Source organism: Salinicola sp. (assembly GCF_982684285.1).
This window is the reverse complement of sequence record NZ_CEXLVS010000150.1, coordinates 1-10,440: the sequence shown is the minus strand read 5'-3', so window position 1 is coordinate 10,440 and position 10,440 is coordinate 1. Positions and strand designations below refer to the sequence as shown.

The window sequence follows — 10,440 nt, the reverse complement described above, 5'->3', positions numbered from 1 at the left end:
GTGCAGTAACGACGTTTTAGGGGTATCTCCATACTTTCTAACAGCGATAAATGACTACCGCATTGAATATGATGCTGAAGTCTTCAGAGAGAGACATCATCCTCTATACCCATCCAGACTGTCAGCTCTATATGCCTTTGGCGACCTAGAAACCTGCGAGTTAGTATCGCGAAAATACGGGTGGCCGTTGGATACTGTTCAGAAATTCAGGTTAAAGGATTGGCCGCTGACAAGGATAGCTAAAGTGAATATGGAGCATGTCTCGTTGGCCAGGCATGCCTATAAAGTTTCGATGCTTGAAGATATTGATAGGCTATGGGCCGGATACTGGTCAGGATTTGACAATATAATATTGGAGCTTCCTGCGGCTGGATTTGCGCGTGGGAAATATGATTCAGGAGTAATCTGGGAGTACTTAATTGAGGGTATAGCTGAATGTGCCGAGTAAAAACACATAACAAGGCCATGAACGTTCGGGCACTTTGTGCCCTAGACCTCGCTACGCACGGCCCGTTATAGCGGCATTAGGCAGATGAGGATTTAACTATGCGGCAACAAATTCCAAATATTGCATTGGGCCTAAGATGCCCTAAGTGTAGTTGTCCTTTGGTAGAACTGAATAAGCATGTATTCATCAATTATTTGAACAACGAGAAACCTACCTGTGCGCAGTGCCACGCGGAATATGATGTCTTTGAGGTGATTTCTGGCTGTATCGATGAAAACTTCTTTTATAACGATGTTTATGCATTCGTCGGTGCCGAGAAAGCAATTTTCAACATAACTTTGGATGTAAATCCTTCAACTACACTAAGATTCAAAGATTATGGCATTCCTGCGGGGTCGAGAATCTTGCATATCAACTATACTCCGCAAAACCAAGGTTTGTTTCCACTAGAATTTCATGGCAACTCTCCATACCGTGGAGCGCCGAAAGATCAGGTGATTTTATATCCTGCTAAGTTTCAAACTGATGAGGCATCCCCTACAACGTTATCTATTATGGTTACATGGATTAACCAAGATTCATTGGAGAATGTGTCCCTTAAGTCACTCGTAGATGCTTTTGAGGAGTACTCTAGTGGTGATCTAATCACTTCTATAGTACCTGCAAACACTACAATAGAATTTGATGTTATGCGATATACAGAAGAAGCATTGTTAGCTATTAGCACAAAGAGTAATGTTAAAGAATTTTTCAAAAGCGGGGTTAGTTATGTGCCGACTCTAAAAATATTGATTCCTCTAATTGCCCAAACTAAAAATTTCCCTGCAATGCCACCAGAAATGTTTGAATCACTTGTTCAGCTTGCAAGCCTCAGAAATCAAATAGCACACACTGGAAAAACAAAGGCACCACTAGTTAAAGGGCAAGTTGTTAAGTGTCTTGCTGCCGTAATACTTGGCAAGATGTATGTTGAAGAACTGCGAAATGCCTAACAACCGCAAGCACACGTATAAAATTACCGCTACGCTCAAATTTTACCGGTGTCGCGGACGTTATATTTTTTCTGCCTGATCGTCCGCTCTTGGCCGAAAGCGGACCAACTAGCTATTTCACCTGATCAAACCATACAAAAAGCTACCCACTTTCCCGATAGGGAAAACCAGAGCGCCATCGGCCCACCGCTTGGCTATTTTTCCCTATCGGGAAAACCCGGTTATGCTGGTTTCGTATCGGCTCGTTTTGCCGCGAAAGGCTTGATTTGACACCCATCTGCGCCAGCTTTGAGGCCCCATGCGAAAGATTCTGCTCGTCGACAACGGTTCCCTGCGCCCCACCGCGACGCTCAACCTGCGTCGTCTTGCCGACGCCTTGAGCCAGGCCACGGGCGAGGCGGTCGAGGCCGCATCGTTACTACACTCGTTCAAGATTCCGCCGGAGCAACTGGGTGGGGAAAAGGCGATCACGGTGGGGCCGCTGGCCGAACGATATGCGGCCGAGGGCGTGACCGAGCTGCTGATCCTGCCCTTCTTCTTCGGGCCCAGCCAGGCGCTGACCCGCTACCTGCCGGAGCGTCTGGCCGAGGTGCAGGCCAGCTACCCGCAGCTCTCGGTGAAGGTCGCGCCGCCGCTGGTCGATACGCTGCTGGCGCCGGACCTGCGTCTGGCGCAACTTCTCGCCGAAAACGTCCGCGAACGAATGGCCGGCCTATCGCGGCCCAAGGTCGTGCTGGTCGACCACGGCAGCCCGATCCCCGAGGTCACGGCGGTGCGCAACTATCTCGCCGGGCAATTGAGCGCGCTGCTGGCCGATGAGGCCGAGTGTGTGACCTTTGCCTCCATGGAGCGCCGCGAGGGCGAGGCCTACCGCTTTAACGAGCCACTGCTGGAGACGCTGCTGGCCTCACCGGAGCTAGCCGAAGGCGACGTGATTTTGTCCATGCTGTTTCTTTCCCCGGGCCGACACGCCGGCGAAGGTGGCGATATTGCCGAGATCTGCGCCCAGGCGATGTCCCGCGCCCCTGGCCTGAACGTCGTGACGACCCGGCTGGTGGGCGAGAACGATGCCATCCTGGAACTCCTCGCCACTCGCCTGCAGCAGGCGCTGGCCGGTGGGCCGCTATTGATGGAATTGCCGGCGATCGGCGCCAAGGACGACTGACCCGCGCTTCGGTTTGAATCGACAGTTAGCAGCGTACGCCTATGCCTTCGCCGCCAGCACGCGCTCGAACTCCTGCCGCCAGGCCTTGGCATATTGCGCCGGGTCGGCGGGAAACCGCCCCAGATCCACCGCGAGATCGAAGAAGCCTTGCGCCGGCAGCCCTTCCCCACGGCGGCTGACGACCATTGCGGCGATAAAGGGCAGTTCTTGCTGGGCATCCTCGCGCATCGTGCTCTCCAGTGCCTGGGCGACGCGCTGGATGGTGCGCGGCGGTCGCAATCCCAACGCCTCGGCGAGTTGCTGGTAGGTCAGCGGCAGAGTCTCGCGAGGCGCCGTCTCGAGAAGATGACGAACCTGCGCGGGGAGGGATTGAGCGTCGGTCATGATTCTCAGGCGTTCGGATCGAAGAGCTTCACTTCGCGAATGTCGATTCGCTCCCACACCCGCCCGGTCATATAGGGCTCGGTCTCGAGCCAGGCATCGAGATCGGCGCGGTCGTCGAAGCGAAAGTGCGCGTTGGAGCCGACCATCTTGCCGTCATCATCCAGAATCGCGCCGCCGCTGAGGAACTTCCCTTTTTTGGCTAGCTCCCGTACGCCTGCCAGATGCGCCTCGCGATTGGCCAGCCGGCGCTCGAGCGCGTCGTCGTCGGTGTAGTCGTAAGCCACCACGGCATACTGCTTCATGCGGTGCTCCTTCCGTTCAATGATCATTGGAGAGAATCGGCATCATGCGTCAGCTTTCTTGACCAAGCAAATTGGCCTCAGTGCTCAACCTTGGCTTTATATTTTCCGAAGGTGTCTTCTACCCGAGACATCAATCTGCGCACCTGTTATTCGCCGGTCTGTTGCCACGACAAGTAGTTGTCTCCCCACGCCTTCATGGCATCAAGCACAGGGGAAAGCGTCAACCCAAGCTCCGTGAGTGAGTACTCTACGCGAGGAGGAACTTCCGCAAACACTTCGCGGGAGATGATGCCATGCGCTTCAAGCTCTCGAAGCTGCAACGTCAAAGACCGTTGAGTCACACCACCGATAAGGTTACGAAGCTCCCCAAACCGTTTCGTTCCACTCAATAAATAGTAAATGATAAGCGGCTTCCATTTACCGCCGGCGACGGCAACGGTTGCTTCCACAGTGCATCGGTACTCGTGCATATCTCGATTTTTCACTGTCCAAAAAATGCCCACTAGTATAAATTTTATACCTATGTATAAACAATGTACCTACTTTTCAACGTGCATGAAAGCCCCCAGAATCCATTCCCGCAGCGATAACAGCCTTGTCGCGTGCATTTCTGATATAGGGCGTGGAGAGAATACTGATGAAAGCAGCCTACTATGAGGCCCAGGGCAGCGCCCGGGAGGTACTGGTTGTCGACGAGTTGCCGACTCCAGAACCCGGTCCGGATGAGGTCCGGGTACGCATTCATGTTTCCGGATTGAACCCGACTGATATCAAGGCGAGAACCGGATTCTCGGCGGAAATGCCCTACCCGCGGATCATTCCTCACCAGGATGGCGCAGGCGTTGTTGATGCTGTCGGCGCCAATGTATCGCCCGACAGACGTGGCGAGCGGGTTTGGGTTTATGAAGCGCAGTTTGGCCGAGCCATGGGAACGGCGGCAGAATACGTCGTACTACCGTCGAGTCAGGCAGTTCATTTGCCTGACGCGGTATCGTTCGAAGTGGGTGCTTCGCTTGGCATTCCGGCGTTAACCGCTCACCGCTGCCTGTGTTCCGATGGCACTCTCGAAGGTCGGCGGGTATTGATACATGGCGGAGCCGGAGCGGTCGGAACAGCGGCAACTCTATTGGCGAAATGGGCTGGCGCGTGGGTTTCAACAACGGTGACGAATACCGATCAGGCTGCTGTAGCAAAGGAAAATGGAGCGGATATGGTTCTCGACAGAGCATCGGGAGATGTTGCGAACCTTGTTCTAGAAGCAACCGATGGGCTCGGCGTCGACCATATTGTGGATGTCGCTTTGAAGTCAAACCTTGCCACCAACTTGGCCTGCTTATCTCAAGGCGGAATCATTAGCGCCTATGCCACCGATAGCGCGATGGACGAACTATCCATTCCGTTACTGCAGTCCATGATTCATGGATGCGTCTTCCGCTTCGTCTATATCTACAACGTGCCTGACGAGGCAAAGCAGAAAGCCATAAAGGACATCACCTCTTGTCTATTGGCGGGAAAATATTCTCCAAAAATCGGATTGAATTTTCCTCTGGAAAATATTGTCGCTGCCCACGAGGCACTGGAGTCACACCAAGTCATTGGGAAAGTTCTTGTGCACACGTGAGTCGACAGGCTTGAGTGCCCTACCCGAGCCAACCCCGTTGATGGAGAAAGGCCACGCCGACTGCCGCATCACGTCTGAGTCTCATGGAAACCGGCCGCCAGATGGTCGATCAGGGCGCGAACTCTTGCGGGCTGATGGTGGCGATCGGTGTAGACGATCTGCAGGCCGAGTCGTGTCGTCTGGTGATCGGCCAAGATCCGTACCAGGCGGCCCTCTTTCAGCGGCTCGTCGAGCACGAACATGGGCGCATACACGATACCGAGACCTTCGATCGCCGCACGAACCAGCAGGGTGATGTCGTCCGAGCGCATGACGGCAGGGCCGTCGATGACGTGCGCACCATTTTCACCGTCACTTACCATCCAGTCGCCGGGCGAGCGGGCCTCCGTGAACACCAGTCGTGGTAGCTGGCAAATGTGCGAAACATCACGCCGCGCGCCAGGGGCTAGCAAGCCGGGGGCACAGCCGAGGCCCATACGGATACTCCCGAGCGGGCGTGTATGCAAAGCCGAAGCGGGGAGTTCCCCGATACGCACGGCAAGGTCCAGCCGGCCATCGACCAGATCCACGTAACGCTCATCCGTGCGCAGATTCAGCGTGATCCGCGGGTGCGCCCTGCAGAACGCGGCCAGTATCGGCGCCAGCGTCAATGTGCCGAACGCACGCGGCACGCCGAGACGGATCTCCCCGGCAAGCTGGCTGCGGCCCTCGCGTGCCTCGGCGTCCGCCTCCAACAGGGCATCGATGATGCGCTCTGACGCCACCAGGTATTGCTGGCCGGCGTCGGTTAGCGACAACGCGCGGGTGCTGCGATGCATGAGTCGCGTTCCCAACGTCGATTCAAGCGCACTCAGATATTTGCCCGCCATGGCAGGCGAAAGATCCAACGCTCTCCCAGCGGCGGCGATGCTGCCGTGTTCGACCGCCGCGATGAAGACTTCGATTTGTCGGAAACGATCCATCAACCCGATTCCCTCATTTCATGATCGATGGCATTTAATTTTTGCCACATTCCATCATCTGGCGATCTTATTCAGGATAGCGGCTTCTCGTACATGTTGGGATGTAGAAAGCGATGATGATCGAAACGGATGGCGCCACTCTTCATGTCTCGGAGCATGGCGCTGCGCATCGCACGCTCGTGTTTCTCCACTACTGGGGCGGTTCTGGCCGCACTTGGATCGGCGTGACCACGGCACTTGGCGGGCAGAATCATTGCCTGATGCCGGATCTACCGGGTTGGGGGCAGTCTGGTCCTTCACGGCGTGGGTATCGGATTGCGGACCTGGCCGAGTCGGTTAGCGGGATGATTGACGCCTATCGGCTTCACGATGTCGTGCTGGTCGGTCATTCCATGGGTGGCAAGATTGCCCAGTATCTCGCGGGCCAGCGGCCGGCCTGGCTGAAGGAACTGGTGCTGGTGGCATCGTCCCCTGCCCTGCCAATGGATGTTCCGGAGTCTCAGCGTCTTGCCATGCAATCGGCCTACGACAGCCGCGCGAGTGTCGAAGAGACACTCGATAATGTTCTCACGGAGACGCCGCTCGCCGGGATGATCCGCGAACGCGCCATTGCCGACAGTTTGGCCGGCGATCCGGCTGCCAAGGCCGCCTGGCCTGCAGTCGCCATGCTCGAGGACATCAGCGAGACGACACAATGCATCAATGTGCCGACGCTACTGTTGACCGCTGAGTACGATCGAGTGGATCCTCCAGCCGTGCTCGCCGACCGACTCGTGCCCTTTCTACCGACCCCGGAAATACAGGAACTGGCAGGTGTCGGCCACTTGTTGCCACTGGAAGCGCCGAAGGAAGTCGCAGGGCATATCCAGCGGTGGCTGGACGAGTTGGACAACAGAGTCCGTAGATGATGGATACTAGGGGCTAGTCATCGAAGCACACATCGACGCCTACCATATAACCCTCTCAAGGCTATCCCCATGATCGATCTCCGCAGCGACACCGTCACCCGTCCCAGCGAGGCGATGCGCCGGGTGATGTTCGACGCCCCGCTGGGCGACGACGTGTGGGGCGACGACCCGAGCGTGGCGCACCTGGAAGCCTATACTGCCGAGCGCACCGGCAAGGCGGCGGCACTGTTCTTCCCCTCCGGCACCCAGAGCAACCTGGTGGCGCTGTTGGGCCACTGCCAGCGCGGCGACGAGTACATCGTCGGCCAGCAGGCGCACACCTATCGCATGGAGGGCGGTGGCGCGGCGGTGCTGGGCGGCATCCAGCCGCAGCCGATCGAGAACGAGGCCGACGGTACCTTGCCGTTGAAGAAGATCGAGGCCGCCGTCAAACCGATCGATCCGCACTTCGCGCGTACGCGCCTGCTGACGCTGGAGAACACCTTCCACGGCCAGGTCCTGGACGCCGGTTATGTCGAAGCGGCCACCACTCTGGCACGTCGCTTCGGCCTGGCGACGCATCTGGACGGGGCGCGAATCGGCAATGCGGCGGCGGCGACCGGTGCCAGCTTGAAAGCGCTGTGCACACCCTTCGATACGATCTCGATCTGCTGCTCGAAGGGACTGGGTGCGCCGGCGGGATCGGTATTGGTCGGGGCTGCGGATTTCATCGAGACGGCCCGGCGCTGGCGCAAGGTGGTCGGCGGCGGCATGCGCCAGGTCGGCATGCTGGCGGCGGCGTGCGAATACGCGCTGGAGCATCAGCTCACGCCGCTGGTGGAAGACCATGCCAAGGCCGAGCGTCTGGCGGCGGGCCTGGCGGAGATCGACGGCATCACGGTGACGGCACAGGCCACCAACATGGTATTCGTCGAGTTCACCCGTCCGGCGCTCGATCCGGCTGATCTGCACGCCTGGCTGAAAGCGCGCGATATCCTGGTCGGCGCACTCTACGCACCGCGCTTCGTCACCCACCGCGATGTCTCGATGGCCGATATCGACCGCGTCGTCGACGTGGTTGGCGAGTATTTCAGACGCGGCTGAAGCGCTTCGCTCAGTTGAGCTGAGTCGACGAAGAGGAGCTGGGGCGAGTCGGTGCCGACGGCGAGTTCGTGGAAGTACCAGGGGCATCCTGGGCGCCCCCATCGCCAGCCGGGGCACTGGGGTCGCAGTTCCGCCGTGCGGTGGAGAGGGTCGAGCCGCCATCGTTGCCGTGGCAGATCGAGCCGCCACCGCTGGGCCGCGGCTCTCGCGTTTCCCGCGGATAGGTCAGCCCGGGGCTGACGTGAACGTCCAGGCGCTTGGGCACGTAGTCGGCGCGTCCGTCACGGTCGTTGTCCGGCAGCCTGACGCGGTGGCCGGTCTGGGGGTCGACGACGGAAACGCCATCGGCGACGGCGGGAGCGCTGACCAGCGTCGTGCCGGCCAGCATCAGCGCGAGACAGGTCGCCGTCAGCGTATTGCGGTGCCTGGCGGGCGTGAAGGGCGTTCGCATGGTCCACCTCCGGTGAGAATCTGCCATGTCAGCATAGTGTAGCGCCCGCCGCGATTCCGGGCGCGGATTCACGGCGGCGATTCACTGGTCTGGGAGAGCCACTCCCACAGCGCCGCCGCCGGCGGACGCAGTTGTCGACGGCTGGGCCGGACCAGCCAGAAGGCTTCGTCGGTCGGCATGTCGAGATCGAACGGTGCCACCAGATCGCGGCTGGCCTCGAGCAGACGGCGATGCGACAGCGCGATACCGCCGCCGTAGGAGGCCAGCGCCAGCGTGGTCACGTGGGTGTCGCAGATCATTGCCTGGCAACGGTGCTCGAGGCCGGCGAACCCCGCTTCCACCAGCCAGCGCGGCCAGCCGGCGGCGAATCCCGCCGCGTGCAGCAGCGTCTTGCCGGCGAGATCCTCGGGCGTCTCGAGTTCCGCTGCCAGCGCGGCCGAGCAGACCGGCAGCAGCCGCTCCTCCCCCAGGCACTCCGCCGTCACGTCGTTCCAGTCGCCATGGCCGTAGCGAATCTCCAGATCCGCCCCTTCGGCGCCGAAATCGTCCGCCCAGATCGCGCTGACCAGGCGCAGGGTGATCTCGGGGTGCATCCGCTGGAAATGGATCAGCCGAGGCGCCAGCCAGGTCTGCTGCATGGCCGGCGTGGCTCTGAGCGTCACCGGCGCCCCCGGGCTGGGGCCGAAGACTTCCGAGGTGCCCTCGGCGAGGCGGGTGAAGGCGCCCTGCACGCTGGGCAACCACGCCTGCCCGGCAGGGGTCAGCGCCAGACTGCGTGGATAGCGCACGAACAACGACTGCCCGACGCGATCCTCCAGCAGTCGGATACGCTGGCTGATCGCCGACTGGGTGACGCCGAGCTCACGCCCCGCCTCGGTGAAGCTCAGCGTTCGCGCTGCCGCCTCGAACGCCTGCAGCCACAGTACCGGGGGAAGTTCGGACATCTCGTTTCCTGAAAGCGTCTCGCGGAAAGGGTCTGGCTGAAATCGCGCTGTCGGGAATCAGCCATTGGGCTAATAGCCAAAGCCGGCCATTAGCCGAGCTTGGCCTCAGCGGCCAGATTAATCGTTTGTCATGGCCGGAAGCAATCCGCATCCTAGTGAAACGCAATAACACACGTTACTCACGAAGATGGCCGCGACAGCCATCGAGGAAGTGCCCTTTGTCATCCGCTCTTTCGTCATCCGCTCTTTTGTCATCCGGAGGCGCCTTCAACGACGCTCTGACTGCTCGTCAGGGCCAGACGCCCATCGATATGGCCGAACTGCGCCGCTATCGCCAGGGCAGTGGCGCACCGGCCGCCACGCTGGAGAGCGTGACGCAACAGGCGCGCCGCCTGACGCTGAACTGGTCCGACGGCCGCAACGGCCAGTTTCCGATGATGTGGCTGCGCGACCATTGCGCCTGCGACCGGTGCCGCCATCCGCTGACCCGTGAACGCCTCTACAAGCTGCTCGACGATCCCCTGTGGGAGCGCTTCGATGGCGACGACGCGCTGGCCTCGTTCGCGTTCGACGCCAGTGCCCTGATGCTGACCTGGCGGGATGGCCACGTGTCGCGCTTCGATGCCGGCTGGCTCCACCAGCGCTGCCCCGGGCAGGAACTCGCCACGCTGTTGCCGACACCGACACCGTGGCCGACGCACTTCACGCCGAGCCGCGTCAGCCATGCCGACTTCGTCGATGGCAGCGAGGGCCGCAGCCGCTGGGCCACCGCCCTGCTGCGCGACGGTCTGGTCATACTCGATCAGGGGCCGTGCGAACTGGAGGAAGTGTCACGCATCACCGAGAGCATCGGCCCCATGCGTTCGACCAACTTCGGCGGCCGGTTCGACGTGCGCTCGGTCCCCAATCCGAACAACGCCGCCTATACGGCGATCGGCCTCGAGCTGCACACCGACCTGCCCAACTGGCGCCAACCGCCGGATATCCAGTTGCTCTACTGCCTGGAGGCCGATGCCGAGGGGGGCGAGTCCAGCTTTGCCGACGGCCTCGCCGCCGCCGAGATCCTGCGCGCGGAAGACCCCGAGGCCTTTCGGGTACTGGCGGAAACGCCCATCGATTTCCGCTTCCAGGACGACGGCCACGATATCGCCGTGCGCGAGCCGGTGCTCGCTCTGGCTGC

The 10,440-nt window shown here is 59.8% G+C and carries 13 protein-coding genes; 7 read left to right on the top strand and 6 right to left on the bottom strand.

Translation table 11 applies throughout. The annotated features are described in order from the left end of the window. The 3 genes from AC3AYF_RS13435 to AC3AYF_RS13425 all read left to right on the top strand — a co-directional run. On the top strand, nucleotides 1–448 hold a 448-nt coding region (locus AC3AYF_RS13435), incomplete at its 5' end, for a hypothetical protein (protein ID WP_487779845.1). Between the two features lie 98 nt (nucleotides 449–546). After that, complete coding sequence (locus tag AC3AYF_RS13430) at nucleotides 547–1,440, top strand: hypothetical protein (protein WP_295036476.1); 894 nt, start codon at nucleotides 547–549, stop codon at nucleotides 1,438–1,440. Nucleotides 1,441–1,738: 298 nt separating this feature from the next. Continuing rightward, a complete protein-coding gene (locus tag AC3AYF_RS13425) occupies nucleotides 1,739–2,605 on the top strand; it encodes a sirohydrochlorin chelatase (RefSeq protein ID WP_295036477.1) in 867 nt (288 codons plus the stop codon). Between the two features lie 39 nt (nucleotides 2,606–2,644). Here the strand turns inward: AC3AYF_RS13425 and AC3AYF_RS13420 are convergent, their stop codons facing one another. The 3 genes from AC3AYF_RS13420 to AC3AYF_RS13410 form a co-directional block, all read right to left on the bottom strand. Then, nucleotides 2,645–2,989 carry a hypothetical protein gene (locus AC3AYF_RS13420; protein WP_295036478.1) on the bottom strand — a complete coding sequence of 115 codons (345 nt, stop codon included), beginning with the start codon at nucleotides 2,987–2,989 and terminating at the stop codon, nucleotides 2,645–2,647. Nucleotides 2,990–2,994: 5 nt separating this feature from the next. After that, complete coding sequence (locus tag AC3AYF_RS13415) at nucleotides 2,995–3,291, bottom strand: YciI family protein (protein ID WP_295036479.1); 297 nt, start codon at nucleotides 3,289–3,291, stop codon at nucleotides 2,995–2,997. A 146-nt stretch (nucleotides 3,292–3,437) separates the two neighbouring features. Then, nucleotides 3,438–3,740, bottom strand: coding sequence for a winged helix-turn-helix transcriptional regulator (locus tag AC3AYF_RS13410; RefSeq protein ID WP_487779844.1), 303 nt, complete (start codon nucleotides 3,738–3,740; stop codon nucleotides 3,438–3,440). Nucleotides 3,741–3,928: 188 nt separating this feature from the next. Here AC3AYF_RS13410 and AC3AYF_RS13405 point away from each other — a divergent pair, with 188 nt between their 5' ends. Continuing rightward, entirely contained in the window at nucleotides 3,929–4,912 is a 984-nt protein-coding gene (locus tag AC3AYF_RS13405; RefSeq protein WP_487779843.1) for an NADPH:quinone reductase, read from the top strand. Between the two features lie 68 nt (nucleotides 4,913–4,980). Here AC3AYF_RS13405 and AC3AYF_RS13400 read toward each other — a convergent pair whose 3' ends face one another. Next, nucleotides 4,981–5,874: a LysR family transcriptional regulator gene (locus AC3AYF_RS13400; RefSeq protein WP_295036482.1), complete on the bottom strand. Its 894-nt coding sequence runs from the start codon at nucleotides 5,872–5,874 to the stop codon at nucleotides 4,981–4,983. A gap of 113 nt (nucleotides 5,875–5,987) precedes the next feature. Here AC3AYF_RS13400 and AC3AYF_RS13395 point away from each other — a divergent pair, with 113 nt between their 5' ends. Continuing rightward, nucleotides 5,988–6,782, top strand: a complete 795-nt coding sequence (locus AC3AYF_RS13395; RefSeq protein WP_295036483.1) for an alpha/beta fold hydrolase — start codon at nucleotides 5,988–5,990, stop codon at nucleotides 6,780–6,782. 69 nt (nucleotides 6,783–6,851) lie between these two features. Continuing rightward, a complete protein-coding gene (gene ltaE, locus AC3AYF_RS13390) occupies nucleotides 6,852–7,865 on the top strand; it encodes a low-specificity L-threonine aldolase (protein ID WP_295036484.1) in 1,014 nt (337 codons plus the stop codon). Between the two features lie 10 nt (nucleotides 7,866–7,875). On the opposite strand, the gene AC3AYF_RS13385 is transcribed toward ltaE, so the two are convergent. Together AC3AYF_RS13385 and AC3AYF_RS13380 are read right to left on the bottom strand one after the other, a co-directional pair. Then, entirely contained in the window at nucleotides 7,876–8,316 is a 441-nt protein-coding gene (locus AC3AYF_RS13385; protein WP_295036485.1) for a hypothetical protein, read from the bottom strand. A gap of 68 nt (nucleotides 8,317–8,384) precedes the next feature. Then, on the bottom strand, nucleotides 8,385–9,260 hold the full coding sequence (locus AC3AYF_RS13380; protein WP_295036486.1) for a LysR substrate-binding domain-containing protein: 876 nt from the start codon (nucleotides 9,258–9,260) through the stop codon (nucleotides 8,385–8,387). A 311-nt stretch (nucleotides 9,261–9,571) separates the two neighbouring features. Here AC3AYF_RS13380 and AC3AYF_RS13375 point away from each other — a divergent pair. Further along, the coding region (locus AC3AYF_RS13375) for a TauD/TfdA family dioxygenase (RefSeq protein WP_487779842.1) at nucleotides 9,572–10,440 on the top strand (869 nt) is incomplete at its 3' end.

Bases quoted from the DNA above. Each gene is read 5' to 3' on its own strand.
- AC3AYF_RS13430 (WP_295036476.1), top strand. From the start codon at position 547: ATGCGGCAACAAATTCCAAATATTGCATTGGGCCTAAGATGCCCTAAG.
- AC3AYF_RS13425 (WP_295036477.1), top strand. From the start codon at position 1,739: ATGCGAAAGATTCTGCTCGTCGACAACGGTTCCCTGCGCCCCACCGCG.
- AC3AYF_RS13420 (WP_295036478.1), bottom strand. From the start codon at position 2,989: ATGACCGACGCTCAATCCCTCCCCGCGCAGGTTCGTCATCTTCTCGAG.
- AC3AYF_RS13415 (WP_295036479.1), bottom strand. From the start codon at position 3,291: ATGAAGCAGTATGCCGTGGTGGCTTACGACTACACCGACGACGACGCG.
- AC3AYF_RS13405 (WP_487779843.1), top strand. From the start codon at position 3,929: ATGAAAGCAGCCTACTATGAGGCCCAGGGCAGCGCCCGGGAGGTACTG.
- AC3AYF_RS13400 (WP_295036482.1), bottom strand. From the start codon at position 5,874: ATGGATCGTTTCCGACAAATCGAAGTCTTCATCGCGGCGGTCGAACAC.
- AC3AYF_RS13395 (WP_295036483.1), top strand. From the start codon at position 5,988: ATGATGATCGAAACGGATGGCGCCACTCTTCATGTCTCGGAGCATGGC.
- ltaE (WP_295036484.1), top strand. From the start codon at position 6,852: ATGATCGATCTCCGCAGCGACACCGTCACCCGTCCCAGCGAGGCGATG.
- AC3AYF_RS13385 (WP_295036485.1), bottom strand. From the start codon at position 8,316: ATGCGAACGCCCTTCACGCCCGCCAGGCACCGCAATACGCTGACGGCG.
- AC3AYF_RS13380 (WP_295036486.1), bottom strand. From the start codon at position 9,260: ATGTCCGAACTTCCCCCGGTACTGTGGCTGCAGGCGTTCGAGGCGGCA.